This is a genomic window from Ruegeria sp. CL3 (assembly GCF_056536505.1).
Genome location: NZ_JBQFPT010000004.1, coordinates 116,683 through 142,852, shown reverse-complemented (window position 1 = coordinate 142,852; position 26,170 = coordinate 116,683). Strand labels below are relative to the sequence as shown.

Here is a 26,170-nt window from a genome sequence, read left to right as displayed (position 1 = left end):
CCAACCCTAGCTTGCCGTTTTCTTCGTTGTTTTCTTGGCGGTGGCCTTCTTTTTTGGGGCAGCCTTTTTCTTCGTTCCCTTCTTTGCGGCGCGTTCATTGACCAGTTCGATGGCCATTTCTTGCGTCACATCCTCGGGTTTGATGTCTTTGGGAATGGTGGCGTTGACCTTTTCCCACTTCACATACGGCCCATAGCGCCCATCAAGAACCTTCATGGCACCACCATCAGGGTGTTCGCCTAGCTCTTTGAGGGGGGCTGCCGCCGCGCGCCGACCACGTCCCGGATTGGTGCGTTTTTCTGCCAGCATCTCGACCGCGCGGTTCATGCCGATCTCGAACACGTCATTGGGGTCTTTGACATTGACGTAGACCGGTTTCGACTCTTCCGGCAGTTGGTGCATGATATACGGCCCGAACCGCCCGAAGTTCGAACTAATCATACCGCCTTCGGGATGTTCACCGATCTGGCGGGGCAGGGACAGCAGGGTCAGGGCCTTCTCAAGGTCCATGTCATCCTTGCTCCACCCACGGGGCAGAGAGGCGCGCGGGGGTTTCTTGTTCTCGGGCGTTGGCTCTCCGCGCTGGACATAGGGACCGAACCGGCCGGATTTCAGCCAGATCTCATCGCCTGCATCCTCACCCAGAAGACGTTCATCCCCTTCGGCCCCTTCGCCCGCGATGGGCCGGGTATAGGTGCATTCGGGATAGTTGCCGCAGCCCACGAACCCGCCGGTACGAGAGGTTTTAAGATGCAGTTGACCCGTCCCACATTTCGGGCAAATGCGCGGGTCCGACCCGTCCTCACGAGGCGGATACAGTTGCGGGGCCAACGCCTCGTCGAGCTTGTCCAGCACTTCCGAGATGCGCAGCTCAGACGTTTCGCCAATCGCGGCCGAGAAATCGCGCCAGAACTTGCCCAGCAGATCCTTGTAATCGCGATCTCCCGCACTGACGTCATCCAGCTCTTCTTCCAGATTCGCCGTGAACTCATAGCCCACGTATTGGCGGAAGAAGTTTAGCAGAAAGATCGTAACGATCCGGCCCTTTTCTTCGGGGATCAGGCGGTTCTTGTCCTTACGCACATATTCCCGGTCCTGAATCGTGGTCACGATCGAGGCATAAGTCGAAGGACGGCCGATCCCCAGTTCCTCCATCCGCTTGACCAATGTGGCCTCGGTATAGCGCGGAGGCGGCTGCGTGTGGTGTTGTAACGCCAGAACGGCTTCGTTTTCGGACAGAATTGCTTCTTTCGCGGTTTTTGCGCCTTCAGTGACCTGAGCCTCACCTGTCGCCTTTTCGAATTGGCCAATCAGAGTGTCCTTGGCAAACCGCGCCGGATCGCCCTGCATGATTTGCGGCAAGCGCTTGTCGTCATCATCGGCCACATCGTCGCGGCCTTCTTCGTAGACGCGCATGAAGCCGTCAAACAGCACCACCTGACCGGTCGCGCGCAGGCCGACCTGAGCATCATCGCTGCCTATTTCAACGGTTGTGCGTTCCAGGCGCGCAGCAGCCATCTGGCAAGCAATCGTGCGCTTCCAGATCAGATCATAAAGCTTGCGCTGATCTTCATCGGTCACCTTCAGCTCTTTTGCATCGCGCGTCATATCCGTCGGGCGGATACATTCGTGCGCTTCCTGTGCGTTCTTGGCCTTGTTCTTGTAGATGCGTGGGCTGTCCGGCACATATTCGGCACCAAAACGGTCAGTAATGGCGTCTCGGGTGGCGGCGACCGCTTCGGGGGCCATGTCGATGCCGTCAGTTCGCATATAGGTGATGTAGCCCGCCTCATAGAGGCGTTGCGCCACCTGCATCGCGTGCCGCGCACCCATACCGAACTTACGGCTGGCCTCCTGTTGCAGGGTTGAGGTCATGAATGGCGCGCTGGGGTTGCGCGCCGCAGGTTTCGCCTCGACTGATGTGACACTCAGCGTGCGGCTGGTGATGGCCTGAACAGCCAGCTCTGCCTGCGTCGCGTCTTTCAGATCGTGCTTGTCCAGCTTTTTGCCGGCATAGGTGACCAGGCGCGCCTCGTAGGTTTGGCCGCGTGGTGTTTCGAACAGGGCCTTGACCGACCAGTATTCAACCGGCTTGAAGGCCTCGATTTCCATCTCGCGTTCGACGATCAGCCGCAGGCAGACAGATTGGACCCGGCCTGCCGATTTCGCGCCGGGCAATTTACGCCACAGTACCGGCGACAAGTTGAAGCCCACCAGATAGTCCAGCGCGCGGCGGGCCAAATAGGCCTCGACCAGCGGCATGTCGACCTCGCGTGGGTTTTGCATCGCTTCGGTCACTGCCTCTTTGGTGATCGCGTTGAAGGTCACGCGGCTGACCGGTGTATCTTTCTTGATTGAGCGCCGCTTGGTTAGCGCTTCCTGCAAGTGCCAGCTGATCGCTTCCCCCTCGCGATCGGGGTCGGTTGCGAGGATCAGGGCGTTGTCTTCTTTCAGCGCATCGGCAATGGCTTTGACGTGCTTTTTGCTGTCATTGCCGACCTCCCATTTCATCTCGAATTCATGGTCGGTATCGACTGATCCGTCCTTGGGTGGCAGGTCCCGCACATGGCCATAGGAGGCCAGAACTGTGTAGTCGGGGCCGAGATATTTATTGATTGTTTTTGCTTTGGCCGGAGATTCTACAACAACTACGGGCATTTAAGGGGAAACCTCGCTCGACGAATAGGGCGCCTGTTATGGTCGTGCAAAATGTGTGGGGCAAGGCCGGAATGTCAATGCGTTCCTTTTGCAGTGTGAAAAACGCTACCTTTTCAGCGCTCTAAAGACCACTGGGGCGAGCGTAGTCTCACAGAGTTGGAACTTGTTGGCACGCCCTTTTCAGCTTGCTAGCGACAAAAGCCCACCGGGTTGGCGCTGGATTCGGCCCTCAAGTTCCAAATCTACCAAAGCGGGCCCAAGATCACCTGCCGACGCTGCGATATCGCGCAACAGTTGGTCCTCAGCGATGGGCGATGGGCCGAGTCGTTGCAGGATCTGATCGTGCAGCGCCACAGCGGGTGTCGGTGTTGGCGGAGCAGGGGGCTCACTGCGCGTTTGGAAGAGGTCTTTTCCCTTGGGCAGGGCTTCGATCACATCTTCCGCAGACCGGATCAAGGTCGCGCCGTCCCGAATCAACAAATTGCATCCGGAGGCACGTGCGTCGAACGGATGACCAGGAACGGCAAGAACTTCGCGTCCTTGGTCCAGCGCGTCCCGAGCGGTGATGAGGCTGCCTGACTTAGCTGCGGCCTCAACCACCACGACCGCCTCTGCCAGCCCCGATATAATCCTGTTGCGGCGCGGAAAGTGGCGGGCTTGTGGTGTCAGCCCCATAGGTTGCTCCGACAGACGCAGGCCGGCCTCACCGATCTTATGCGCCAGGTCCGTGTTCTCGGTCGGGTAGATGACATCGACCCCTCCGGCCATCACGGCGATAGTGCCTGTGTCCAGCGCGGCCATATGGGCCGAAGTATCGATCCCTCGGGCAAGACCAGAGACAATAACATGGCCGAGATCACCGAGTTCTTTCGCCAGACCACGGGCCATGCGCGCGCCGAGCGAGGAACAATTGCGCGCGCCCACCATTGCGATTGCGGGTTTCTGCAGCATGGAAAGATCGCCAACAGCCCATAGAAGCGGGGGCGCGTCAGATACATCCTGCAAAGCTATTGGAAAATCGGCGGACCCAAGGCACACAAGCCGCGCTTTGGCGGCTTGTGCGGCCTTGAGTTCCGCCTCAATCACGCCGGGAGGGCAGATTTCATACCCGTTTATTCCGGCAGCGCGTGCCATTTCAGGCAGCGCGGCCAGCGCGTTCTGCGCTGAGCCATGTTCGCTTAGCAGCCGACGAAACGTCGCCGGACCAACCTTGCGTGAGCGCAACAGGCGGAGCCACGAAAACCGATCCTCTTCCGTGGTGGGTGGGAGTGGGGGGTGATTGGAAGAATGCTGCTCTTCGGTCATCCGATGCTCCGCCTGATTGCAGAACTGGTTTACGGGTGTCGGGGTTAACAGCCTGTAAATCGTTGAAAATTAGATGCAATTTTCTAGGCGTGTTCTCCGGGGAATGCTGTTAAGCAATTGTAATATAAAAATAAAAATTCCGCCGAGGTGAATGAGCTGTAATTCCAATTGACCTCAACCACTCTGTCGAAAAGGCGCAGGGTTAACCCTGCGCCTTTCTAAAGTCACGTGATTCTGACTCAGGCGGCTGAGCCTCCGACGGTTAGTCCGTCCATCAGAACCGTTGGCTGGCCGACGCCTACCGGCACCCATTGACCATCCTTGCCGCAGGTTCCCATTCCCGGATCCAGCGCCATGTCGTTGCCCAAACCACGGATGCGGTTCAGCGCAGAGGGTCCGTCCCCGATCAGCGTCGCGCCCTTGACCGGCGCGCCGATCTTGCCGTTTTCGACCCGGTAGGCCTCGGTACAGGAAAAGACGAATTTGCCGTTGGTGATGTCGACCTGACCACCACCGAAACCCACGGCCCAGATCCCGTCCTTAATGTCAGCAACCAGAGCAGCCGGGTCTGCATCGCCTCCCAGCATCACCGTATTGGTCATGCGCGGCATCGGTTTGTGCGCGTAGCTCTGGCGTCGTCCATTGCCGGTAGGCGCGACGCCCATCAGGCGGGCGTTCTGGCGGTCCTGCATATAGCCGGTCAGGATACCATCCTCAATCAATAAGGTCCGCGAGCTTGGCGTTCCCTCGTCATCCACCGTGATCGAGCCACGCCGATCAGCAATCGTGCCATCATCCACTACGGTCACGCCCTTGGAGGCAATTTGCTGCCCCATCAGACCTGCAAAGGCCGAGCTGCCCTTGCGGTTGAAATCCCCTTCCAACCCGTGCCCGATGGCTTCGTGCAGCAGAATACCGGGCCAGCCAGGGCCTAAGGCGACCTCCATCACCCCCGCAGGGGCAGGGACTGCTTCGAGATTAACCAGCGCGATCCGCAGGGCCTCACGCGCCTTGTTCCGCCAGTCGGCGGGGTCGATCAGCCCGCTCAGGCCGACGCGGCCACCACCGCCCGCCGAGCCGCTTTCACGGCGACCATTCTGCTCGACAATGACCGACACATTAACCCGAGTCATCGGGCGCACGTCGCGAACCAGCACGCCGTCGGGGCGCAGGATCTCGACCTCTTGCACTGCGGCGGCGATGGTCGCGCTGACTTGCACGACGCGGGGGTCGAGATCACGCACGAAGGCGTCGATCTCGCGTAGGGTCTCGACTTTGACCGGAAAGCTGGCGGTTTCGATGGGATCTTCATCGGTATAGAGGCGTTTGTTTGTTGCCATAGGGGCCTCGGCCAAGGTGCCCCCTCCGTCGCCAACGGCCAGCCGAGCGGTCTCGGACGCGCGTTTCAACGCGGGAATCGAAACGTCTGTCGAATGTGCATAGCCCGCTACTTCGCCCTGAACGGCCCGCAGCCCGAATCCCTCGGACGCATCGTAGGATGCGGTCTTCAACCGACCATCGTCAAAGACCAGAGACTCGGATTTCCGCCGTTCGACAAACAATTCTCCGTCCTCGGCCCCGGCGGTCGCCGATTGCAAAATGGAGAGCGCTTCATCATGCGGAAGAGCGCTTTCAAAAGGGCGAAACGGGGCCTGAGTCATGGGTTGTAACCTTTCCGGTTTGATCCAGATCAAAAATAGCGTCTGTTTGACGCAAGCATTTTGCTTTATCTACCCGCAGGAATATGGTTTTTAACGCGGCCAAAGACAACGGGTGTGGTTTCACCGATTCATACCTTTTCGCCAGAGACGCAAAGATCAAACGATCAGGACAAGACATGAAGAATGCTTTGATGCTTTCCGGGCTTGCTACGGCCCTCTCCAGCCTTCCCGCCATGGCTCAGGAGCTTGAGATAATTGGCAAGCCGGTTGACGGTGGAATGGGCTTTCAACCCGCAGCGACCAGCCTTGCAGACGGGATTCACAGGCTGGACGCGATGATTCTGGTGATCATCACTGTGATCTGCCTGTTTGTTGCTGCGCTGCTGGTTTACTGCATCGTGCGCTACAATCAGCGCGCCAACCCGACACCGGCGCGGTTCTCGCACTACACCCCGGTTGAGATCGCCTGGACTTTGGGTCCGATCCTGATTCTGGTGTTCATCGGCGCCTTCTCTCTGCCGGTTCTGTTCAAGCAGCAGGAAATTCCCGAAGGTGACGTTGTCATCAAGGTGGTCGGCAACCAGTGGTACTGGACTTACGAATATGTTGATCACGATTTCGCGTTCGACAGCTACCTGCTTGGCCACCCAGCTACGCTGGATGAGGGTGCACGCCCCGCAGATGCGGACGTAACCCCCTTCGTTCTGGATGACGCCATGCGCGCCAAACTGGCTGATGCGGGCTACAGCGACGATGAATGGTTGCTGGCCACCGATACCGCCGTTGTAGTTCCGGTCGGCAAGGTCATCGTGATGCAGGTTACCGCATCTGACGTGATCCACTCGTGGACGATCCCGTCCTTCGGCGTTAAGCAGGACGGCGTTCCCGGTCGTTTGGCCGAGCTGTGGTTTGAAGCTGACAAAGAGGGCGTCTATTTCGGCCAGTGTTCCGAGCTTTGCGGCAAGGACCACGCTTATATGCCGATCACCGTCAAAGTGGTCAGCGAAGAGGCCTACGAACAGTGGCTGAACGGCGCGATCGAGGAATATGCGGGCACGCCGCAAAACTTCCTGGTGGCCTCGAACTGAGCGTAGACTGGGCGTTCGCGCCTTAGAATACCCGTTGGCTGCGCACTCAACCGCGCAGCTTTCGCCCCAAAAGGACCCGAGATGACCGACGCAAGCATCAATGCCAGCACATCGACCGCCACGGCATACGCGGATGAGGCCAGCTTTGGCGATTATTTCGCCCTGCTGAAGCCGCGTGTGATGTCTCTGGTCGTGTTTACGGCTCTGGTCGGCTTGCTGGCGGCTCCGGTGTCGGTGCATCCTTTCGTGGGCTTCTGCGCGATCCTGTTCATCGCCATTGGCGGCGGTGCATCTGGTGCGCTGAACATGTGGTGGGATGCGGATATCGACCGGGTGATGAAGCGGACCAAGGGCCGCCCGATTCCCGCTGGTAAGGTACAGGAAGGCGAGGCGCTATCGCTGGGTCTGGCGCTGTCCGGCCTGTCGGTGATTATGCTGGGCCTTGCGACCAACTGGTTCGCCGGCGCGTTTCTGGGTTTCACCATTTTCTTCTACGTTGTGGTCTACACGATGTGGCTGAAGCGCTCGACGCCGCAGAACATCGTGATTGGTGGCGCGGCAGGGGCGTTCCCTCCGGTGATCGGCTGGGTTGCCGCAACCGGGTCAATGACGCTTGAGCCATGGTTGATGTTCGCTCTGACATTCATGTGGACGCCTCCGCATTTTTGGGCGCTGGCGCTTTTCATGCGCTCGGACTATGACGATGCGGGCGTGCCCATGTTGACCGTGACCCATGGTCGTCGCGCGACCCGTAAGCATATTCTCGTTTACACCGGCCTTCTGGCTTTTCTGGCCGTTGGCACCGCGTTCTCAGACATCGGTGGACCGATTTATCTGGCGGTTGCCCTGGTGCTGAACGCCCTGTTCCTGCGTGGCGCATGGCAGATCTCGCGCCGTACCGAAGACGACGCGGAAGCGGACAATTTCAAGGTCGAGCGGAGTTTCTTCAAGCTGTCTCTGCTGTACCTATTCCTGCATTTCGGCGCGATTCTGGTTGAGGCGCTGCTGAAACCTTACGGCTTGGGAGGGTGGTGATGAGCCTGCGCAAAAGCCACGAAATTCACCAACGTCGTTTCAGCCGAAACCTGGGTGTTGGCCTGACACTTGCGGCCTTCATCGTGATCATCTTCGGCCTCACAATCGTCAAGGTCTCGGGCACCAGCCTGGGACAACCCGTGCAGGAGGTGCAAAACTGATGGCTCTGTCCGGTCCTCAGAAAACTGTTGTGCAAACCGTGGGTGTGGTTGTCCTGATGGGCAGCCTCGCTTGGGCGGCTGTCCCGTTTTACGACTGGTTCTGCCGTGTTACCGGATTCGGAGGCACCACCGGCGTCGCCGAAGCCGCGCCTGATGATATCCTCGACCGCAAAGTGACGGTCCGTTTCGACGCATCCAAAGCCAAGGACATGGCATGGGAGTTCAAGCCCGTCGAGCGTGAGATGGAGGTGCGCATCGGTGAAACCGGGCTGGCCTTCTATGAGGCCTACAACCCGACTGATCGCCCGATTGCCGGACAGGCGTCCTACAACGTCGCGCCGTATTCGGCAGGTGGGTATTTCCAGAAGATCGCCTGTTTCTGCTTTGAAGAGCAGGTTCTGCAACCGGGTGAGCGGGTAGAGATGCCGGTCAGCTTCTTTGTTGACCCGGAAATGGTCGAAGACCTTGAAGCGAAATATGTGCATACGATTACTCTGTCGTATACATTCTACGAAATTGACCTGCCCGAGGGCTATGCCGCCCTTGAAACGCAGGAAGACACAAACACGAACTAACGCCTTTAGGTGAGGGACGCTGATGGCACACGCAAAAAACCATGATTATCACATTCTGGCCCCGTCGATCTGGCCGCTGATCGGCGCTGTCGGTGGCTTTGTGATGCTGTTCGGAGCCGTCCTTTGGATGCACGGTGTGACACCGTGGCTGTTCTGGGCTGGTCTCGTTGCCGTGCTGTACACCATGTTCGCCTGGTGGTCCGAAGTCGTTGTGGAAAGCCGTCAGGGCGACCACACGCCGGTTGTGCGCATCGGCCTGCGCTACGGCTTCATCCTGTTCGTGATGTCCGAGGTGATGTTCTTCTTCGCCTGGTTCTGGTCGTTCTTCAAACATCGCATGTACCCGATGTACGACTATGCGGGCACCGAATACATCCAGCCGGATATCCATGCGGTTGACCCGTTCCACCTGCCGCTGATCAACACTCTGGTCCTGCTGCTGTCGGGCTGTGCGATCACTTGGGCGCACCACGCTCTGGTCCATGACAACGACCGCAAGGCGCTGATCAACGGTCTGGCCATCGGTATCGTGCTGGGTATCCTGTTCACGGCGCTTCAGGCGTTTGAATACTATGAATTGCTGGCCCATGAAGACTGGAAATTCGGTGGCGACCAGTTCTATTCGAACTTCTTCATGGCAACCGGCTTCCACGGCTTTCACGTGGTCATCGGTACGATCTTCCTGACAGTCTGTCTGATCCGCGCGCTGAAGGGGGACTTCACCCCGGAGAAGCACGTCGGTTTCGAGGCGGCAGCCTGGTACTGGCACTTCGTTGACGTGGTCTGGCTGTTCCTGTTCTTCGCAGTCTACATCTGGGGACAGGCGCCGCTGTTCTAAGCGGCTCTGGTTTTGAAGTGCAAAAGCCGCTCTTAGGGGCGGCTTTTTCGTGTTTTGAGGGGCAAGATTGCGCCCCATACAATTGCGTGGTTGCATTCTCGTGCCTGCCCCCCTTAACAAGACGCCGGTTCCTGCAACGAGCGATAGTCCTGCCATGCGCCGCACTCTGTTTCTGCTGATCTTCAGTCTCGCCGGTTTGGGCGTCTTGCTCTGGCTTGGTACGTGGCAGGTCCAGCGTCTGGCGTGGAAACAAGAGATCCTTTCCGAGATTGACAGCCGCATTGCGGCCGACCCGGTTCCTCTGCCGCAACAGGTGTCAGAGGATGAGGACAAGTATCTGCCTGTAACAGTCTCGGGTGATATGGAGCCGGGCGAGATCCACGTTCTGGTCTCGGTCAAGCAGGTCGGGGCCGGATATCGTATCATCCAGTCGTTCAGCACCGAGGATCGCACCATTTTGGTGGACCGGGGTTTTGTGCCAACCACGGCCAAGCAGACTGACCGTTTGACTGGCCCGATGGAAGTTACCGGCAACCTGCATTGGCCCGATGAGATCGACGGCTATACGCCTGAGGCCGATATCGACAGCAACATCTGGTTCGCCCGCGACGTGCCCAATCTGGCCGCCGCGCTGGGGACCGAGCCGATCTTGCTGATCGCCCGGTCTCAGACCGATCCGGGCGTGACGCCGCTGCCTGTCGACACGGCCGGAATTCCCAATGATCACCTGCAATATGCAATCACATGGTTTGGACTGGCCCTCGTCTGGGCCGCGATGACCGGATACTTCCTGTGGCGCAATCGCGCCCCTTCTGAGAGTGACTCGCAATGAAATACATCTCGACCCGTGGCCAAGCGCCTGAACTGAGCTTTGAAGAGGCGATGCTGACTGGACTGGCCCGTGACGGTGGCTTGTACCTACCCGCCGAAATCCCAACGCTCAGCCATGATGAGATAGCCGCCATGGCCGGGCTTTCCTACGAGGAGATCGCGTTCCGCGTGATGTGGCCCTATGTCAGCGGTTCCTTCGCAGAGGATGAGTTCAAACAGATCATCGCCCGCGCCTATGAAGGCTTCGGCCACGACGCCCGCGCGCCTTTGAAGCAATTGAACGAAAACCACTTCCTGTTGGAACTGTTCCACGGGCCCACTCTGGCCTTCAAGGACTTCGCAATGCAGTTGATCGGCCAGCTATTCCAGGTGGCCCTGAAACGCCGCAATGACCGCGTGACCATCGTTGGCGCGACCAGTGGCGATACCGGCTCGGCCGCGATTGAGGCATTCCGGGGGCTGGATGCGGTGGATGTGTTCATCCTCTATCCGCATGGACGGGTGTCCGAGGTGCAGCGCCGCCAGATGACGACGCCAGCGGACAGCAATGTCCATGCGCTCGCCGTGGATGGTGACTTTGACGATTGTCAGGCCGCACTGAAGGATATGTTCAACGATTTCGACTTCCGAGATGAGGTCAAATTGGCGGGCGTAAACTCGATCAACTTTGCCCGCGTTCTGGCGCAGATCGTGTACTACTTCTCGGCGGCTGTCAGCCTTGGCGCGCCGCATCGCAAAGTCAGCTTCACCGTGCCCACCGGCAATTTCGGGGACATCTTCGCAGGCTATCTGGCCAAACGTATGGGTTTGCCGATCGACCGTTTGGTCGTGGCGACCAACCAGAACGACATTCTGCACCGCTGTCTATCGGGTGAGGGCTATTTCAAAGGCGAGACCATCCCCTCGATCAGCCCGTCGATGGACATTCAGGTCAGCTCAAACTTCGAACGCGCCCTGTACTATGCCTATGGCGAGGATGGCAGCGCGGTCGCTCAGTTGATGGATGAGCTGAAATCCGGCGGCTTCAACGTCAGCCAAGGCGCGATGGAGGCCCTGCGCGAGAGCTTTGATTCGGGCCGCGTGTCCGAGGATGAGACGCTTGAGACGATCAAACACACTCTGGCCCACAGCGCCGAGCTGGTCTGCCCGCATTCGGCCATCGGCATCAAAGTGGCCGAGGATCACCGCGCGGTGGATGTGCCGATGATCACTCTGGCCACCGCACACCCGGCGAAATTCCCGGCAGCGGTCGAGAAGGCGAGCGGGGAACATCCGCCTCTTCCATCCCGCATGTCTGATCTGTATGAACGTCCGGAACGGGTGACGCGGATTGCCAATGATCTGGGTGCCCTTGAGGATCATATCAGAAGGCATATCGCTGAGTGACAGTCAGACAAGACCAGCTGAAGAACGGCTTTCGTATCGTCAGTGAACATATGCCGGGGCTGCAATCTGCAGCCATCGGCATCTGGGTGACCGCCGGCGGGCGGCATGAGCGGATCGAACAGAACGGGATCGCGCATTTCCTTGAGCATATGGCGTTCAAGGGAACCGAGCGGCGTTCTTCGCTGCAAATCGCAGAGGCGATCGAGGATGTGGGTGGCTATATCAACGCCTATACCTCGCGCGAGGTGACGGCCTATTACGCGCGCGTCCTGAAAGACGACGTGGCGCTGGCGATGGATGTGATCGGCGACATCGTTCTGAACCCGGTTTTTGATCCGCGCGAGATTGAGGTTGAACGTGGCGTGATCCTGCAGGAAATCGGGCAGGCTTACGATACGCCCGACGATGTGATTTTCGACTGGCTGCAGGAACAAAGCTATCACGATCAGCCACTCGGCCGCACCATTCTTGGGCCGACCGAGCGGGTGAGTTCCTTCTCGCGAGAGGATCTTTCCGGCTTCGTGGCTGAGCACTATGGCCCCGAACAAATGATCCTGTCTGCGGCGGGTGCTGTGGATCACGACGCGCTGATGAAAATGGCCGAAGAGATGTTTGGCCACTTGCAACCGCGCAAGGGCCTGACACCGGAAGCTGCCCGCTTCACTGGCGGTGAGGCGCGGCAAGAAAAAGATCTGGAGCAGGCGCATTTTGCTCTGGCTCTGGAAAGCCCGGGCTATCGCGATGATGGGATCTATACCGCTCAGATCTATTCGACGGCGTTGGGCGGCGGCATGTCCTCGCGTCTGTTCCAGGAAGTGCGTGAGTCGCGCGGGCTCTGCTACACGATCTTTGCGCAGACCGGGGCCTATGCGGATACAGGCACCACCACGATCTACGCGGGCACGTCTGCCGATCAGGTCGCCGAGCTTGCAACCATCACGATAGACGAGATGAAGCGCGCTGCCGAAGACATGAGCGAAGAAGAGGTCGCTCGTGCCCGTGCGCAGATGAAAGCCGGGATGCTGATGGGTCTGGAAAGCCCCTCAAACCGGGCTGAGCGTTTGGCGCGTCTGGTGCAGATCTGGGGACGGGTACCTTCACTTGAGGATACCGTCGCCAAAATTGATGCGGTCAGTACCGAGGATGTCCGGGCCTTCGCCGAACGCATGGCCGTTCAGGCCCCGGCCGCCTTGGCGCTATACGGTCCGGTTTCGGGCGCGCCAACGCTGGCAGATTTGCAGGAGAGGCGTGCGGCGTGATGCTGTTGGGCAGGCGCAAGCTGAAACTTGAAACCGCGCGGCTGAGGCTGCGCCCGCCTGTGCATTCCGACTTCAACGAATGGGCCGCTCTGCGCCGCGCCTCAGAGGAGTACCTTACCCCTTGGGAGCCGATCTGGGCGCAGGATCATTTAAGCCGCAAGTCTTTCACCAACCGGGTCTACTGGGCGCAGCGCTCAGTCGCTAGCGGAACCGCAATACCGTTGTTTCTGTTTCGCCGTTCAGACGACGTGCTGGTGGGGGCGATCACGCTGGACAACATCCGCCGCGGCCCTGCGCAGGCTGGAACGCTGGGCTATTGGACTGGTCAGAGTTTTGCGCGCAACGGCTATATGCGCGAGGCCATCGGCGCAGTCGTTCATCACGCGTTCACCCGTCTGGACCTCAGCCGGATTGAGGCGGCCTGCTTGCCTGAAAACAAACCTTCACGCGGGTTGTTGGAACGCTCGGGTTTTAAGTACGAAGGCGTGGCGCAGTCCTATCTGCAGATCAACGGGCGGTGGCGGACGCATGTTCTTTACGCCAGCTTGCGGTCGGATCGGCGGGGCCGGACGGACGCAGGGTAGGGGGCTCTGCCCCCGTCGCGGCAAGCCGCGCCTCCCCCGGGATATTTTTGGCCAGATGAACAAGGGGCATGACTTGTAGCAGGGATGCGCTACACTCCTTTTATGCGCTGGATTGTGGCTGTATTGGTATTTCTCTCGGGTGCGGCTGCGGCGCAGGAGCGGCGGCCAAGCCATTGTATCGCCATCGCCGACGCGGCACCTGGGATTGAATATCTGCACAAGGCCGCATGGCAGGACCCGGTGCCGGAGTTTTCGGTGCGGATCAGTTATGTCGCGCATGCCTCCTTTCTGATCCAGACTGCGGGTGGGTTGAACGCGGTCACGGATTTCACCGGGTTCATCGGCAGCGCCGATCTGATCCCCGATGTCGTGACGATGAACCATGCACACAGCACCCATTGGACGGCGCATCCGGACCCTGCCATTCCCCATGTGCTGCCGGGGTGGGGTGAGTTCGGGCAGGGGATCGACCATCATCTGGATCTGGGCGAGATGATGGTTCGCAATGTCTCGACCGATATCCGGTCGTCCTATGGTGGGGTCGAGGAGAAGGGGAACTCGATTTTCGTGTTCGAGGTCGAAGGGCTGTGCATCGGTCATTTGGGACACTTGCATCACGTGCCTTCGGATGAGCAGTTTGCCGCGCTGGGGCGGTTGGATGTTGTGATGGCGGCCGTGGATGGTGGGACGACCATGCCTCTGCCCGAGATGATCTCGGTCCTCAAACGGCTGAAAAGCTCGGTAATTATTCCAATGCATTGGTTCTCCGGTTTCTCGCTGGATCGCTTTCTCGTTGATATTCGTAATGACTTCCCGGTCGTGCGCGAAGGTGTGTCTGAGCTGACCGTCTCGTTGCGCAGTTTGCCGGATCGGCCCACAGTTATCGTGCTGGAGCCGCAATATCTGATCGATCTGGAATAAGGCTTGCCGGTCGCGCGCATGTTGGGCAAGGAAGGCGTATGGATTTGAACCCCGCAGATGCCAAGCTTGCTGACGCCATTCGCGCTGAATTGGGCGATGATGTGTTGCGTCCGGTTTCTGAACGTTACCTGGAAGAGCCGCGCAACCGTTTTGCAGGCGAAATTGGGCTGTTGGCCCTGCCGCGCAACGTGCAGGACGTGGCGGCGCTGGTACGGCGTGCCTCGGGTGCGTGCGTGCCGATTGTGCCCTATGGCGGCGGCACGGGCTTGGTCGGCGGTCAGGTCATGACCTCTGGTCCGGCACCTTTGTTGATCTCACTGGAGCGTATGACCGCCATTCGTGCGGTTTATCCCACCGAAAACGTCCTGATTGCCGAGGCTGGGGCCGTTCTAGAGGACGTTCAGGCCGCAGCAGAGGCGGCGGACAGGCTGTTTCCCCTGTCTCTGGCCGCGCAGGGATCGTGTCGAATCGGTGGCAATCTGGCGACCAATGCCGGGGGCGTCAATGTGCTGCGATATGGCAATGCGCGTGATCTGTGCCTGGGGCTTGAGGCGGTGTTGCCCAGCGGTGAAATTTGGCATGGCCTGAGCCGGTTGAGAAAAGACAACACGGGCTATGATCTGCGCAATCTGTTGATCGGGTCCGAGGGGACCCTTGGGATTATCACCGCAGCTTCGCTGAAGCTGTTTCCACGTCCTGCTGAGGTTGGAACGGCGATGTTTCAGGTGACCTCGCCCGAGGCCGCGATCGACCTGCTGGCCCTTACGCGCGATTTGGTGGGCGAGACGGTCAGTTCGTTTGAACTGATCCACCGGCAGGGGTTGGATTTCCTGACCGAGGTGTTGCCCGATGTGCGCCAGCCATTCGATACTCCGCCCGATTGGAGCGTACTGATCGAACTTGGATTGGCAGCCGGGCAGACCGCGTCTGAGCGTTGGGAGGCAATATTCGCCGCTGCGGAGCCTCGGGGCCTTGTAAAAGATGGCGTGATTGCCCAGAGCGAGGCGCAGCGCCGCGCGCTGTGGGCTGTTCGCGAGCGTATCCCTGAGGCCAACCGCCTGATCGGGTCGGTTTCGAGCCATGATATATCTGTCCCGATCTCGACCATCCCCGAATTCATTCGGCAAGGTACCGAGGTGATCGGCGCGTTAGGTCCGTTCCGTATCAACTGTTTCGGGCATTTGGGCGATGGCAACCTTCACTACAACGTCTTCCCGCCCAAGGGTCAGAGCCGCGATGCCTTTGATGACCACCGCAAAGCTGTGAAGAGCGCGGTTCATGATCTGGTTCACGCGTTTGACGGCTCGGTCAGTGCTGAACACGGGGTGGGGCGGTTGAAGGTCGAGGACCTGGAGCGCTATGGCGATCCAATCAAATTACAGGCGATGCGAGGTATCAAGGCTGCGTTAGACCCTAATGGGATCATGAACCCCGGAGCGATCCTGAAGTCTTAGACACGGCCCGAGCGTTCCGGACCGTGTCTGATTGCTTTACGACGAGGGCAGAATGACCTTGTCGATCACGTGGATCACGCCGTTTGATGTCTCGATATCGGCCTGAACGACGTTGGCGTCATTCACCATCACGCCCGAGTCCAGATCAATCGTGATATCGCCGCCCTGTACCGTGGCTGCGGTCATGTCGTCAGACAGATCGCCCGACATCACTTTGCCCGGCACCACATGGTAGGTCAGCACGGCGACCAACTGGTCTTTGTTTTCGGGCTTCAGCAGGTCGGCCACTGTGCCTTCGGGCAGGGCTGCGAACGCTTCGTCCGTCGGGGCGAACACGGTGAACGGGCCTTCGCCTTTCAGAGTGTCTACCAGCTCGGCGGCCTGAACGGCGGCGACGAGAGTTTCAAAGCTACCGGCTGAGACAGCGGTATCGACGATGTCTTTGCCATGACCGTCTGCCATTGCGGATGTGCCCAACAGGATCGTTGCGACGCTGGCGACTGCGAGTTTGCGGAACATTTTGTGGTCTCCCAAATTAGAAATGCTTCAAGCAGCATCAATCGGGATACGGCGTGCAACGCGTTCGGATCACGCGTTTTGCGCAAAGAATTGCCTTGAACAGTCGCGAAACAGCGCTAAGCCAACGCTGTTTCAAATTTCAATACAATAATATGTGAGTTTTTTCGGCTCACAGACCTTCGAATTCACATAGGACATGAACATCCATGCCCATATCTTCAAGCACTTTGCGCCCGCCCAGTTCCGGGAGGTCCACAATAAACGCGCAAGAGATGATCTCACCCCCCAGCCGCTCAATCAGTTTGATACCGGCGCCAGCGGTTCCACCGGTTGCCAGCAGGTCATCGACGACCAAGACCTTTTCGCCTGCTTGGATGGCATCATCGTGGATTTCGACAATCGCCTCGCCATATTCCAACTTGTAGTCCTGGCTGATCGTGGTGCCGGGCAGCTTACCCTTTTTGCGGATGGGAACGAAACCGACGCTCAATTGATGCGCAATAGCGCCACCCAGAATGAAGCCGCGCGCCTCAAGTCCGACGACCTTATCGATCCGCTCGCCCGCATAGGGGTGCAGCATCTGGTCGATGGCCATGCGAAACCCACGCGGATCGGCAAACAGGGTGGTGACGTCCCGAAACATGATCCCTTCATGAGGGAAATCGACGATGGTTCGGATGTAATCCTTGACCGAGTTGTTTCTGAACATGAGGCACCCCTTTGGCATCAGAACACGCGGGGGTGTTTGGCCCATTGGGGTCAACCTTGCAAGGATAGAATGCCGCCTGCGCCTATCTACGACGGTTCGGGACGGCCTTTGATAGCCCGTAATACCGGTACAGCGTGGCGGGCAGCCACGACAGGTGAGGTTTGCGCCAATTGCGCTGGTCTCGCAAAAGAAATGCTTGAGCCGCATGAAGGTTCATTGCCAAAATCCTTTTTTTGTTGTTAGGTGCCCGATATCTACATCCTATATGCTATGTATATACATTGCATCGCGGAAAGAATCAAGTAGTTTGCGGGATTAAGGCGCGTGGCGAAGAAAGACGGTAAGGGTTCTACCAAGAAAAACAGTCAGTTGGTGTTGCGTCTGGACAAGGACGAACGTGATGCCTTTGTCGAATTGTGCAAAGAGCTGGACACGTCAGCAGCACGCGAAATCCGCCGCTTTATCCGCGGGTTCATGAAAGAACACGCAGACGATTAGGCGGGTCGCCGCAAAACAGCCGTCGCAACGCCCATACCGATCAGAGCCAGACCTCCGAACCGGGTCATTGCGTTGATCACGCCAGCGCGCCCGATCATGAGCCGCAGTCGATCAGCCAAAAGCGCATAAGCGAGAGCGTTCAGCCAAGCAAGACCCACGAAGGTCGCGATCAGGATCGCGAATTGAGGGCCCAGGGGTTCGGCCGGGCGCAGGAACTGCGGGACGAAGGCGATGAAAAAGGCGATCGATTTCGGGTTCAAGGCGGTAACCGCCGCCGCATGCCCAAAAACCCCGCGCGCGGTGACGTCTCGCCCTGTTTCAACCGGGTTCAACCCGCCGGATGGCGCGCTGCGCAACAGTTTGATGCCCAGCCAGATCAGGTAGGCGGCCCCGATCCATTTCAACACGGAAAACAACGTCGCGGATGCTAGAACTAATGCGCCCAGCCCCAACAGAGACGCTGTCATCGCAACAAGATCACCAACGGCAACCCCGGTGGCCGAGGCAACCGCCACGCTGCGCCCTTTTGAAAGCGCATAGCTGAGAACCAACAGCACGGTCGGTCCGGGGATCAGCAGCAACGCGGTCGATGCGGCCACGAAAGCCAGCCAGAGTTCTAAAGACATGGTCCATCCTGTTCCTGTTCGCCTCGCAGCAAGCCCTCACACGGGGCAGGCGTCAAGCGGTTTCAGCCTCGCCCAGTAATTCTAAAGGCCGGATTAAGCCTGATACATCTCTCTTGAATCCCGCGCATCGATGCCCAGACTGATAAGACGGATGAACGGAGGCCCCGATGGAGCAGACTCAGAAAATGACGCACGACCAGACAGCGCGGCTGAGAAAAGGCGCGTTTGTCCTGATTGCGGTGATCGCGGCGCTCTATGTGTTGGCCGTGGTTTATATGTATGTGAATCAGCGCGATCTACTGTTCAAACCATCCGGCGCGTTGCCTGAGCCCAGCTCGGTCGGTTTGGCGGATGTCGAGGTCCTGTCGCTGCCCATGCCGGATGGCACCGACCTGGCGGTCTGGTCCGCGCCTGCAGTGGCTGAGGGTGCGCCGACCGTTCTGTTTTTCCATGGGCAAAGCGGCAATCTTGGGGACTGCGCCGACCGGCTGCGCGAAATCCTGAACAGCGGCTTCGGTCTGCTCGCGCCCAGTTATCGAGGGTTCCCCGGCAGCGATGGCACTCCGTCCGAGGCCGCTTTCGTCGCTGACGGTCTGGCCCTCTATGACCAACTAAGCGCGCAGGGCCAACCCGTTGTGCTCCACGGTCAGAGCCTTGGAACCGGCGTCGCAGCGGCTGTTGCCGCGCAGCGCCCCGACGCGGAGCTACTGGTTTTGGAGGCACCGTTTACCGCAACCGTTGATGTCGCGGCCGAGCGCTACCCGTGGTTACCTGTCTCACTTCTCATGCAGGACAAGTTCGCCACACGCGACATTATCGGCCAGATCGAGGTGCCGACGCTAATCTTCCACGGCACCGAGGACATCGTGGTCCCGCCACATCACGGAACAGCGCTTGCCGAAGGAAGCGAAGCGGAATTGTTCATTATCGAGGGCGGCACCCACAATGATCTCTGGTCGCATGGCTTGTGGCAGACCGTACAGGACAATCTGCCTCCACTGTAAGACTACAGAACCCGGCCTGCCACCGCGTCCAGCTTTGCCAGCACGGTCAGGTCGCGATCTTCCGGGGCCGTCAGGATCGCGTGGTCCAAGGCCCTGTCACAACCATGCGGGCAGGGCGTGCGGATCGGGCCCAACAAGGCCGGTAGTCCTTTTACCAAAGCTCGACCCTTTTCTGCATTCACGGTGAGGGTTGCAATGATCGAGGTCACGTCGACCTCGCCATGATCAGGGTGCCAGCTGTCATAGTCAGTCACCATCGCGATCGAGGCATAGCAAAGCTCAGCTTCGCGGGCGAGTTTCGCTTCTGGCATATTTGTCATGCCGATCACATCGCAACCCCATTGTTCGCGGTACATCTTGGACTCGGCCAGGGTCGAAAACTGCGGCCCCTCCATCGCCAGATAGGTGCCGCCGTGATGCACGGTGATGCCGGCGGCTATTCCGGCCTCTTCGCAGGCATTCGACAAGCGCGGGCAGGTCGGATGCGCCACGCTGACATGGGCGACGCAGCCGGTTCCGAAGAAGCTTTTCTCACGTGCAAAGGTCCGGTCGATGAACTGATCCACGATCACGAAATCTCCCGGCGCCATATGCTCGCGGAACGATCCGCAAGCGGAGACTGAGATCACATCCGTCACCCCCAGCCGCTTCAGAGCGTCGATATTGGCGCGATAGGGGACTTCGGTCGGTGAATGGATGTGTCCACGCCCATGGCGCGGCAGGAACACCATGTCGACCCCGTCCAATGAGCCAGTCAGAACCTCATCGGAGGGCGCGCCCCACGGCGTATCGACCCGGACCCACTCCGCATTTTCCAGCCCGTCGATGTCGTAAATGCCTGATCCGCCGATGACGGCGATTTTTGTTTGGGTCACGTTGGGTCTCCGCTGCTCAATCCATGCGGGAAAACTCTGCGGGTCGCAGGCGAAATTGGCAAGTGGTCTCAGTCATTTGCACCTATTCGCTGCGAGTTGCGCAGCAAAGCTATGCGGTTGACGCATATCAGGGTCCCGCTGTGCGCGGTATCTCTTGGGTACTTTGACAGGTAAAAGGCCCCCTTTCGCGCGAAGATAAAGACCCACAGGACCGTCCCATGCCCCGAGCCATGCTGGCAAGCTTTGCCAACCGTATTGCCAAGCCCGATCTCCGTTGGGTGCCTGATGAAGGCCTGACCTTGTCGCGCCTGCGGATTGAGCTGCTGTCAGGTTTGACCGTTGCCCTGGCGCTGGTGCCCGAGGCCGTGGCCTTTGCCTTTGTCGCGGGCGTGCATCCTCTGGTCGGTCTCTACGCGGCCTTCATGGTCGGCCTGATCACTGCGCTAATCGGAGGTCGCCCCGGCATGATTTCGGGCGCAACGGGCGCGTTGGCGGTCGTTATGGTGGCGCTGGTTGCGCAGCATGGGGTCGAGTACTTGTTCGCAACCGTGGTTTTGATGGGCATTTTGCAGGTGATTGCCGGTGCGATGCATTGGGGGCGTTTCATTCGCCTTGTGCCGCATCCGGTGATGTTGGGTTTTGTGAACGGTCTGGCGATCGTGATCTTTCTGGCGCAGATGGGCCAGTTCAAGGTCCCCGGAACTATGGAAAACACCGGCCACGGGATGAGCGGGGGCGAGTGGCTCTCGGGCGTGCAGCTTTACACCATGCTGGGTCTCGTCGCGCTGACCATGGCGGTGATCTGGATCATGCCGCGGATCACGCGTATCATTCCGGCCCCTCTGGCGGGTATTCTGGTCGTTGCAGCGCTGGTGATCGGCTTTGGTCTGGACGTGCCACGCGTCGGTGATCTGGCCTCGATCGAGGGTGGCTTGCCTGCCTTCCATATCCCTATGGTGCCGCTGAACTTCGAAACGCTCGAGATTATCTTGCCCTACGCGGTCATTCTGGCCGCCATCGGGTTAATCGAATCCCTGCTGACTCTGAACCTTGTGGGCGAGATCACCAACAAACGCGGCGGTGCCTCGCAGGAATGCATTGCGCAGGGTGTCGCGAACGTCGCCACCGGCTTCTTCGGAGGCATGGGCGGTTGCGCCATGATCGGCCAGTCGATGATCAACGTGAAATCTGGAGGCCGCACCCGGATCGCAGGTATCGCGGCTGCTCTGTTCCTTCTGATCTTCATCTTGTTCGCCTCGCCGCTGATCGAGCAAATCCCGCTGGCTGCGTTGGTTGGCGTAATGTTCATGGTGGTGATCGGGACCTTCGCCTGGAACTCATTCAAGATCATGCGCAAGGTGCCTTTGATGGACGCCTTCGTGATTGTTCTGGTGACTGTCGTTACGGTGATGGAAGACCTTGCGGTTGCGGTTGTCGTCGGCGTGATTGTTTCGGCCCTGGCCTATGCATGGAATAACGCCAAGCGTATTCATGCTGTCACCCGCGACTCTGAGACGGAAAAGGGCGCGAAAGTTTATGAAATTCAGGGGCCCTTGTTCTTTGGCTCGTCTGACGGATTTGTCGAACTGTTCGACGTTCCGAACGATCCCGACGTGGTCATTGTAGATTTCGCCGAAAGCCGCGTGGTCGACCAATCCGCCCTGCAGGCCATCGAAAACGTTGCTGCAAAATACGAAGCTGCGGGCAAGCGTGTGATGCTGCGTCATCTTAGCCACGACTGCCACAAGCTGCTGAACAAAGCGGGCCACTTGATGGTCGATAGCGACGATGACCCGGATTACGGCTTGGCGGTGGACTACTCGGTCCGTACCGGCATCCTGGGCGGCCACTGAGGTATTTGCGAGGCTATGCCTCGCGCTCCGAGATATTTATTGGCCAGATGAATGAAGGATCCCTCTGCTTCATCTGGCTAGAAATATCTCGGGGGAGCGCCCCGCAGGGCGGCGGGGGTAGCGCCCACATAGGACAGGCCTCAATCATCAGGCCTGTTCAATGAAAACAACTCGGTGACAACTGAATAGTCTCGGTAGCCAAGCCGCGCCAAAGGCTGGAAGGTCGTCACGTCGAATTTACCATCCTTCAGGCAGTCATCGCGCAGATGGACCCCGGTCACTTCGCCGAAGACAACGCGGTTTGCCTCACCGGGTAAGGTTGTGATCTCGGTCAGCTTGCACTCCAGCGCAGCGGGCGCATCTGCGACGCGTGAGCAAGCGATGGTTTCGCACTCGACCGCCGTCAGGCCTGCATGGGCGAATTCGTCGGTATCCTTTGGCAGTCCGGCTGAACTGGCGTTCATCGCATCCCGGTGGGCAAAGGCTACGATGTTCACGCAGAATACGCCCGTTGCCTCGATATTGGCGATGCTGTCCTTGCCGCCGTCCTGATCGTGCTTGGTTCCTGTTGTGGCAAACATCACCTGTGGCGGGGTGTAGGCAACCCCGTTGAAGAATGAGTAGGGGGCCAGGTTGTTGATCCCATTTGCGTCGCGCGACGAAATCCATCCGATGGGGCGCGGGGTGATGATGGCGTTGAACGGGTTGTGCGGCAGGCCGTGGCCGTCTTCGGGGCGATAGAACATATGGTCTCCAAGCGTTTGCCCAAGGCGTAACGAAGTGCTAGGGCGATTGCCAGCTAGGAAAAGAGGGCAGGCGTGCAGCACTTCGCGATCAGGCCGGAAGAGCCGCAGGATTGGTGGGAGGTCGAGACCCTCTATGATCTGTGCTTTGCGCCGGGGCGTGAGGCACTTTCCTCTTATCGTTTGCGCGATGATGTGCCGCCAGTGGCTGGTTTGTCTTTGGTTGCGCGCGATGGGCAGGGAATTCTGGCCGGAGCGATCCGGTTCTGGCCGATCCACGTTGGCGATCATGACGCCTTGCTGTTGGGACCTGTCGCGGTTCATCCAACGCATCAAGGCGAGGGGCTTGGCGGTTACCTTATCAACTCCGGCGTTGAAACGGGACGGGAAATGGGTTGGGATCGTGTCATGCTGGTAGGCGACGCGCCATATTACGCCCGGTTCGGTTTCACGCCATTGACGGGGGTTGAGATGCCGCCGCCGACCAACCCAGAGCGTGTTTTGGGCATGGCTCTGAGCCCCGGAAAGTGGGACAATATTACCGGAGCCGTAACCCGCTGGACGCGCTGAGCTATTGAAACACCGCGCCTAAATTCCGATCTTTCAAGGAACGGAGGGTTCGGATGCAGGATGTTATACTGATCGACAGTGTTGACGCGGATGCGGAATTGGATCGCTTGGCGAAACACTACCGCTCGGCCGGTGGGGCGGGTGTAAAACTGCTCAACGCTTTGGGCGGCTCGGCGGAATCCCTGCTGGACCAACTGCCCGAACCCTTGCGCGACGGCTTGACCGGAGCGACCGAACAAGCCCTTTGGATGGCAATGCAGGCGGCACAAGGCTCGCGGCAGGTCGTGCCCGATCAGGCCCCTTGGGTGAACACTGCCGTGACGACGGCGATGGGCGCTGCGGGCGGATTGGGTGGCCTGTCTACCGCTTTGGTCGAGTTGCCGGCGACCACGGCCATGCTGTTGCGCTCAATCCAGGGCGCGGCAGCGCGCGAAGGCTTTGACCCGGCTGAAGAAAACGTGAAATTCGACTGTGTTCGGGTGTTGGCGGCAGCGGGTCCGTTGTCACACGATGACGGAGCCGATTTGGGGTTCTTTTCCGTGCGACTGACGCTGACAGGCCCCGCGATGAAGAAATTGATTGCAGCTGTGGCTCCGAAGCTATCGGTTGTGTTGGGTCAGAAACTGGCGGCGCAATCCGTACCGGTTCTGGGGGCGCTTGCGGGGGGTGGGACGAATTACATCTACACCCGCTACTACCAGCAGATCGCCCATGTTCACTTTGGTTTGCGCCGGTTGGCGATGGACGCAGATATCTCGCATGATGTTCTGGTTCGCAGGCTCAGTGCGCGTATGTAGCGGTTAAATTTGGTCGCTGCCGCATCATGTGGTATACTAAGTTTAACAAGCCGCGATACAAAAGCTTAATAGGAAACGCGGTATACAGGCACTGATCTGATGCGAAAGTGAGTGTGGCGCGATGAAAGTTTCTCGGGCGTCCAGTATTGACCTCGATGTGGGGCAGGTACCGGTCCTGCCTCAGGCAGCCGCGTTGTGCTATCGGCTGGCGCGCGGTCGTCCTGAGGTTCTGTTGATCACCTCCCGAAAGGCGCAGCGCTGGATCATCCCGAAAGGGTGGCTGATTGATGGGTTAAGCGCCTCGGAAACCGCGGCTCAGGAGGCGTGGGAAGAGGCGGGCGTGATTGGCACATGTGTGCCGGTCAAGCTTGGCCAGTTCTCGATGGCCAAAACCTGCGCCAAGCGTGGACCGGTTCTTTGCGTGGTGGACGTCTACCCGCTGCACGTGGATCAGGTTCAGAATCAGTTTCCCGAGACAGGGCAGCGGAAACGCAAATGGTGTACGCTTCAAAAGGCCGCATCGAAAGTCAACTCGCCCGATCTTGCCGCTATTTTGCGCAAGTTTGCGCCCCGGATACACTAAACTTAATACTGAGAGACTTGATATTGGAGTTTCGGTCGGTATCTATTCGCCAACCGACATTTTGGAAGGACCATGATTCAATACGCGTTGAAGTGCAGCAAGGGCCATAGTTTCGACAGCTGGTTCCAATCTGCCGAAGCCTACGACAAGCTGGCAGCCTCGGGCATGGTGACATGCGCGGTATGTGGATGTGCGCATGTTGAAAAGGCAATCATGACTCCGCGTGTCCGGCCTGCGCGGGATGCTCAGAAGACGGCGCAAATGCCAAAACCGTCGTCGGATGATATCAACGTGACCAGCACCCCTACTGAAGTTGAACGTGTCTTGGCCGAACTGCGCCGCAAGGTCGAAGAAAACTCGGACTATGTGGGCCATGACTTCGCCTCGGAGGCGCGCAAGATGCATCTGGGCGAGGCACCCGAGCGCTCGATCTATGGCGAAGTGAAACCGGATGAGGCGAAATCCCTGATCGAAGACGGGGTGCCGGTTGCGCCACTGCCCTTTATTCCCAGCAGAAAGACAAACTGACCTATGCATATCGTGATTACCGGAGCCAATCGGGGAATTGGATGGGCTCTGGCAGAGCGGTATCGCGCGCAGGGTCGTGAGGTTACGGGAACTGCGCGGGATGGCAGTGCCGAGGTTCAATTAGACGTAGCCGATCCGGCGCATCAAGCGGCCATGGCTGACCAGCTAAAAGGGCAGCCCGTCGACCTGTTGATTTGCAATGCGGGCGTTTATTTGGACAAAGGTCACAGCATTGATGACTACCCCGCCGAGATGTGGGCGCATAGTTTTGCGGCCAATGTCACTGGCGTTTTCCTGACCATACAGTCGTTGCTGCCCAATCTGCGGGCGGCTGGCGGGCGGATTGCGATCATGTCGTCTCAGATGGCCTCGCACACCCGCGCGCCGGGCGGCAGCTACATCTACCGCGCCTCCAAGGCGGCGGCGTTGAATTTGGGGCGTAATCTGGCGGCCGACTTAAAGGCGGATGGGATAGCAGTGGGCATTTATCACCCCGGTTGGGTGAAGACCGACATGGGTGGCTCAGCGGCGGACATCCATGTGGATCAGGCCGTCGCTGGCCTGATGGAGCGTTTCGACGCGCTGTCGCTGGACAACACAGGTTGTTTTGAAACCTATGATGGCAAACCCCACGCTTACTGAGTGCTCAGCGCGGCCTTGGGCAGTTCATAGACCTCACCGGGTTCGATGAAGATCACCATGATATCGCCCCGAACTTCATGGTTGATCGGTGAGGGCGAGCTGCTGGAATCCGGAATGCCATCGGTGAAGTAAATTCTGCGAACATCACCACCGGGCAACATCACGGCCAATGTTGCGGTGCCATCATCACGGCGGCGCAGCTCGGCGTTGCAGCTTTGCAGCGGATCACCGGCTCTGCCGGCGCAGGGAACCGTACCCAGCGCGTTCTGTCCATCGGTGCCAGCCACGCTGGCCTGCTGGGACAGGGCTGGGGATGCGATCACGGCAAGGACGGTTGCGAAACGAAGCATGAATAACCTCTTGGAATTGCTTTAGCGCTAGGCTGACATTGCGTTTTCGGAAAGTAAAGCGGCCCCTTGACGCAATATCTGTTATGCAGCGCCCCTTGCTCTTGGTGTCCCCCTCGC

Annotated in this window: 28 protein-coding genes; 19 read left to right on the top strand and 9 right to left on the bottom strand. The window is 58.9% G+C overall.

What is annotated here, in order from left to right; all coding sequences use genetic code 11:
- Nucleotides 1–6 precede the first annotated feature (6 nt).
- The 3 genes from topA to tldD form a co-directional block, all read right to left on the bottom strand.
- Nucleotides 7–2,658 (bottom strand): type I DNA topoisomerase, encoded by a 2,652-nt coding sequence (gene topA / locus ACR0NO_RS07165; protein ID WP_480723468.1) that lies wholly within the window; start codon nt 2,656–2,658, stop codon nt 7–9.
- 180 nt (nt 2,659–2,838) lie between these two features.
- A complete protein-coding gene (gene dprA, locus ACR0NO_RS07160) occupies nt 2,839–3,963 on the bottom strand; it encodes a DNA-processing protein DprA (protein ID WP_480723467.1) in 1,125 nt (374 codons plus the stop codon).
- 239 nt (nt 3,964–4,202) lie between these two features.
- Complete coding sequence (tldD, locus tag ACR0NO_RS07155) at nt 4,203–5,624, bottom strand: metalloprotease TldD (RefSeq protein WP_480723466.1); 1,422 nt, start codon at nt 5,622–5,624, stop codon at nt 4,203–4,205.
- Between the two features lie 176 nt (nt 5,625–5,800).
- On the opposite strand from tldD, the gene coxB reads away from it, so the two are divergent.
- The 11 genes from coxB (at nt 5,801) to ACR0NO_RS07100 (ending at nt 15,756) form a co-directional block, all read left to right on the top strand.
- Nucleotides 5,801–6,712: a cytochrome c oxidase subunit II gene (coxB, locus tag ACR0NO_RS07150; RefSeq protein ID WP_480723465.1), complete on the top strand. Its 912-nt coding sequence runs from the start codon at nt 5,801–5,803 to the stop codon at nt 6,710–6,712.
- Between the two features lie 81 nt (nt 6,713–6,793).
- Complete coding sequence (cyoE, locus tag ACR0NO_RS07145; RefSeq protein ID WP_480723464.1) at nt 6,794–7,747, top strand: heme o synthase; 954 nt, start codon at nt 6,794–6,796, stop codon at nt 7,745–7,747.
- Nucleotides 7,747–7,908 (top strand): hypothetical protein, encoded by a 162-nt coding sequence (locus ACR0NO_RS07140; RefSeq protein ID WP_170462197.1) that lies wholly within the window; start codon nt 7,747–7,749, stop codon nt 7,906–7,908. Before cyoE ends, ACR0NO_RS07140 begins: the two co-directional genes overlap by 1 nt.
- Complete coding sequence (locus ACR0NO_RS07135; protein WP_170377874.1) at nt 7,908–8,483, top strand: cytochrome c oxidase assembly protein; 576 nt, start codon at nt 7,908–7,910, stop codon at nt 8,481–8,483. Before ACR0NO_RS07140 ends, ACR0NO_RS07135 begins: the two co-directional genes overlap by 1 nt.
- A gap of 22 nt (nt 8,484–8,505) precedes the next feature.
- The gene (locus tag ACR0NO_RS07130; RefSeq protein WP_480723463.1) at nt 8,506–9,321 is read left to right on the top strand and encodes a cytochrome c oxidase subunit 3; all 816 of its coding nucleotides are present in this window, start codon (nt 8,506–8,508) and stop codon (nt 9,319–9,321) included.
- Between the two features lie 154 nt (nt 9,322–9,475).
- Nucleotides 9,476–10,153, top strand: a complete 678-nt coding sequence (locus ACR0NO_RS07125; protein ID WP_480723462.1) for an SURF1 family protein — start codon at nt 9,476–9,478, stop codon at nt 10,151–10,153.
- Complete coding sequence (gene thrC, locus ACR0NO_RS07120) at nt 10,150–11,538, top strand: threonine synthase (protein WP_480723461.1); 1,389 nt, start codon at nt 10,150–10,152, stop codon at nt 11,536–11,538. Before ACR0NO_RS07125 ends, thrC begins: the two co-directional genes overlap by 4 nt.
- A complete protein-coding gene (locus tag ACR0NO_RS07115; protein WP_480723460.1) occupies nt 11,535–12,797 on the top strand; it encodes a M16 family metallopeptidase in 1,263 nt (420 codons plus the stop codon). The genes thrC and ACR0NO_RS07115 overlap by 4 nt, the downstream gene beginning before the upstream one ends.
- Nucleotides 12,797–13,381: a GNAT family N-acetyltransferase gene (locus ACR0NO_RS07110; protein WP_170701608.1), complete on the top strand. Its 585-nt coding sequence runs from the start codon at nt 12,797–12,799 to the stop codon at nt 13,379–13,381. Before ACR0NO_RS07115 ends, ACR0NO_RS07110 begins: the two co-directional genes overlap by 1 nt.
- Before the next feature lie 84 nt (nt 13,382–13,465).
- Nucleotides 13,466–14,302: an MBL fold metallo-hydrolase gene (locus ACR0NO_RS07105; protein ID WP_480723459.1), complete on the top strand. Its 837-nt coding sequence runs from the start codon at nt 13,466–13,468 to the stop codon at nt 14,300–14,302.
- A 38-nt stretch (nt 14,303–14,340) separates the two neighbouring features.
- Complete coding sequence (locus ACR0NO_RS07100; protein WP_480723458.1) at nt 14,341–15,756, top strand: FAD-binding oxidoreductase; 1,416 nt, start codon at nt 14,341–14,343, stop codon at nt 15,754–15,756.
- Nucleotides 15,757–15,792: 36 nt separating this feature from the next.
- Here ACR0NO_RS07100 and ACR0NO_RS07095 read toward each other — a convergent pair whose 3' ends face one another.
- The gene (locus tag ACR0NO_RS07095; protein WP_480723457.1) at nt 15,793–16,275 is read right to left on the bottom strand and encodes a fasciclin domain-containing protein; all 483 of its coding nucleotides are present in this window, start codon (nt 16,273–16,275) and stop codon (nt 15,793–15,795) included.
- A 169-nt stretch (nt 16,276–16,444) separates the two neighbouring features.
- Entirely contained in the window at nt 16,445–16,984 is a 540-nt protein-coding gene (locus ACR0NO_RS07090; RefSeq protein ID WP_480723456.1) for an adenine phosphoribosyltransferase, read from the bottom strand.
- A 324-nt stretch (nt 16,985–17,308) separates the two neighbouring features.
- Between ACR0NO_RS07090 and ACR0NO_RS07085 the strand changes: the two genes are divergently transcribed.
- A complete protein-coding gene (locus ACR0NO_RS07085) occupies nt 17,309–17,482 on the top strand; it encodes a hypothetical protein (protein ID WP_170377890.1) in 174 nt (57 codons plus the stop codon).
- On the opposite strand, the gene ACR0NO_RS07080 is transcribed toward ACR0NO_RS07085, so the two are convergent.
- On the bottom strand, nt 17,479–18,108 hold the full coding sequence (locus ACR0NO_RS07080; RefSeq protein ID WP_170554643.1) for a LysE family translocator: 630 nt from the start codon (nt 18,106–18,108) through the stop codon (nt 17,479–17,481). The two genes, ACR0NO_RS07085 and ACR0NO_RS07080, sit on opposite strands and share 4 nt — an antisense overlap.
- 167 nt (nt 18,109–18,275) lie before the next feature.
- On the opposite strand from ACR0NO_RS07080, the gene ACR0NO_RS07075 reads away from it, so the two are divergent.
- Nucleotides 18,276–19,112, top strand: coding sequence for an alpha/beta hydrolase (locus tag ACR0NO_RS07075; RefSeq protein WP_480723455.1), 837 nt, complete (start codon nt 18,276–18,278; stop codon nt 19,110–19,112).
- Nucleotides 19,113–19,114: 2 nt separating this feature from the next.
- Here the strand turns inward: ACR0NO_RS07075 and ACR0NO_RS07070 are convergent, their stop codons facing one another.
- On the bottom strand, nt 19,115–19,987 hold the full coding sequence (locus ACR0NO_RS07070; RefSeq protein ID WP_480723454.1) for an S-methyl-5'-thioadenosine phosphorylase: 873 nt from the start codon (nt 19,985–19,987) through the stop codon (nt 19,115–19,117).
- Between the two features lie 218 nt (nt 19,988–20,205).
- Between ACR0NO_RS07070 and ACR0NO_RS07065 the strand changes: the two genes are divergently transcribed.
- Entirely contained in the window at nt 20,206–21,840 is a 1,635-nt protein-coding gene (locus tag ACR0NO_RS07065; RefSeq protein ID WP_480723453.1) for a SulP family inorganic anion transporter, read from the top strand.
- Nucleotides 21,841–21,980: 140 nt separating this feature from the next.
- On the opposite strand, the gene ACR0NO_RS07060 is transcribed toward ACR0NO_RS07065, so the two are convergent.
- A complete protein-coding gene (locus ACR0NO_RS07060) occupies nt 21,981–22,586 on the bottom strand; it encodes a flavin reductase family protein (RefSeq protein WP_170639335.1) in 606 nt (201 codons plus the stop codon).
- 72 nt (nt 22,587–22,658) lie between these two features.
- On the opposite strand from ACR0NO_RS07060, the gene ACR0NO_RS07055 reads away from it, so the two are divergent.
- The 5 genes from ACR0NO_RS07055 to ACR0NO_RS07035 all read left to right on the top strand — a co-directional run bounded on the left by ACR0NO_RS07055 (nt 22,659) and on the right by ACR0NO_RS07035 (nt 25,703).
- Entirely contained in the window at nt 22,659–23,153 is a 495-nt protein-coding gene (locus ACR0NO_RS07055) for a GNAT family N-acetyltransferase (protein ID WP_480723452.1), read from the top strand.
- A gap of 53 nt (nt 23,154–23,206) precedes the next feature.
- On the top strand, nt 23,207–23,950 hold the full coding sequence (locus tag ACR0NO_RS07050) for an EcsC family protein (RefSeq protein ID WP_480723451.1): 744 nt from the start codon (nt 23,207–23,209) through the stop codon (nt 23,948–23,950).
- Nucleotides 23,951–24,071: 121 nt separating this feature from the next.
- A complete protein-coding gene (locus ACR0NO_RS07045; protein WP_480723450.1) occupies nt 24,072–24,533 on the top strand; it encodes an NUDIX hydrolase in 462 nt (153 codons plus the stop codon).
- Between the two features lie 72 nt (nt 24,534–24,605).
- Nucleotides 24,606–25,061 carry a DUF1178 family protein gene (locus tag ACR0NO_RS07040; RefSeq protein ID WP_170471911.1) on the top strand — a complete coding sequence of 152 codons (456 nt, stop codon included), beginning with the start codon at nt 24,606–24,608 and terminating at the stop codon, nt 25,059–25,061.
- 3 nt (nt 25,062–25,064) lie between these two features.
- Nucleotides 25,065–25,703 (top strand): SDR family NAD(P)-dependent oxidoreductase, encoded by a 639-nt coding sequence (locus ACR0NO_RS07035; protein ID WP_480723449.1) that lies wholly within the window; start codon nt 25,065–25,067, stop codon nt 25,701–25,703.
- Here the strand turns inward: ACR0NO_RS07035 and ACR0NO_RS07030 are convergent.
- The gene (locus tag ACR0NO_RS07030; RefSeq protein WP_170640361.1) at nt 25,697–26,053 is read right to left on the bottom strand and encodes a hypothetical protein; all 357 of its coding nucleotides are present in this window, start codon (nt 26,051–26,053) and stop codon (nt 25,697–25,699) included. The two genes, ACR0NO_RS07035 and ACR0NO_RS07030, sit on opposite strands and share 7 nt — an antisense overlap.
- Nucleotides 26,054–26,170 lie beyond the last annotated feature (117 nt).

Coding starts and splice junctions, on each gene's coding strand:
- ACR0NO_RS07110 (WP_170701608.1), top strand. CDS start 12,797: ATGCTGTTGGGCAGGCGCAAGCTGAAACTTGAAACCGCGCGGCTGAGG.
- ACR0NO_RS07095 (WP_480723457.1), bottom strand. CDS start 16,275: ATGTTCCGCAAACTCGCAGTCGCCAGCGTCGCAACGATCCTGTTGGGC.
- ACR0NO_RS07060 (WP_170639335.1), bottom strand. CDS start 22,586: ATGTTCTATCGCCCCGAAGACGGCCACGGCCTGCCGCACAACCCGTTC.
- ACR0NO_RS07125 (WP_480723462.1), top strand. CDS start 9,476: ATGCGCCGCACTCTGTTTCTGCTGATCTTCAGTCTCGCCGGTTTGGGC.
- ACR0NO_RS07040 (WP_170471911.1), top strand. CDS start 24,606: ATGATTCAATACGCGTTGAAGTGCAGCAAGGGCCATAGTTTCGACAGC.
- ACR0NO_RS07090 (WP_480723456.1), bottom strand. CDS start 16,984: ATGTTCAGAAACAACTCGGTCAAGGATTACATCCGAACCATCGTCGAT.
- ACR0NO_RS07080 (WP_170554643.1), bottom strand. CDS start 18,108: ATGTCTTTAGAACTCTGGCTGGCTTTCGTGGCCGCATCGACCGCGTTG.
- ACR0NO_RS07140 (WP_170462197.1), top strand. CDS start 7,747: ATGAGCCTGCGCAAAAGCCACGAAATTCACCAACGTCGTTTCAGCCGA.
- thrC (WP_480723461.1), top strand. CDS start 10,150: ATGAAATACATCTCGACCCGTGGCCAAGCGCCTGAACTGAGCTTTGAA.
- tldD (WP_480723466.1), bottom strand. CDS start 5,624: ATGACTCAGGCCCCGTTTCGCCCTTTTGAAAGCGCTCTTCCGCATGAT.
- cyoE (WP_480723464.1), top strand. CDS start 6,794: ATGACCGACGCAAGCATCAATGCCAGCACATCGACCGCCACGGCATAC.
- topA (WP_480723468.1), bottom strand. CDS start 2,658: ATGCCCGTAGTTGTTGTAGAATCTCCGGCCAAAGCAAAAACAATCAAT.
- ACR0NO_RS07130 (WP_480723463.1), top strand. CDS start 8,506: ATGGCACACGCAAAAAACCATGATTATCACATTCTGGCCCCGTCGATC.
- coxB (WP_480723465.1), top strand. CDS start 5,801: ATGAAGAATGCTTTGATGCTTTCCGGGCTTGCTACGGCCCTCTCCAGC.
- ACR0NO_RS07035 (WP_480723449.1), top strand. CDS start 25,065: ATGCATATCGTGATTACCGGAGCCAATCGGGGAATTGGATGGGCTCTG.
- dprA (WP_480723467.1), bottom strand. CDS start 3,963: ATGACCGAAGAGCAGCATTCTTCCAATCACCCCCCACTCCCACCCACC.
- ACR0NO_RS07135 (WP_170377874.1), top strand. CDS start 7,908: ATGGCTCTGTCCGGTCCTCAGAAAACTGTTGTGCAAACCGTGGGTGTG.
- ACR0NO_RS07105 (WP_480723459.1), top strand. CDS start 13,466: ATGCGCTACACTCCTTTTATGCGCTGGATTGTGGCTGTATTGGTATTT.
- ACR0NO_RS07030 (WP_170640361.1), bottom strand. CDS start 26,053: ATGCTTCGTTTCGCAACCGTCCTTGCCGTGATCGCATCCCCAGCCCTG.
- ACR0NO_RS07075 (WP_480723455.1), top strand. CDS start 18,276: ATGGAGCAGACTCAGAAAATGACGCACGACCAGACAGCGCGGCTGAGA.
- ACR0NO_RS07050 (WP_480723451.1), top strand. CDS start 23,207: ATGCAGGATGTTATACTGATCGACAGTGTTGACGCGGATGCGGAATTG.
- ACR0NO_RS07045 (WP_480723450.1), top strand. CDS start 24,072: ATGAAAGTTTCTCGGGCGTCCAGTATTGACCTCGATGTGGGGCAGGTA.
- ACR0NO_RS07100 (WP_480723458.1), top strand. CDS start 14,341: ATGGATTTGAACCCCGCAGATGCCAAGCTTGCTGACGCCATTCGCGCT.
- ACR0NO_RS07065 (WP_480723453.1), top strand. CDS start 20,206: ATGCCCCGAGCCATGCTGGCAAGCTTTGCCAACCGTATTGCCAAGCCC.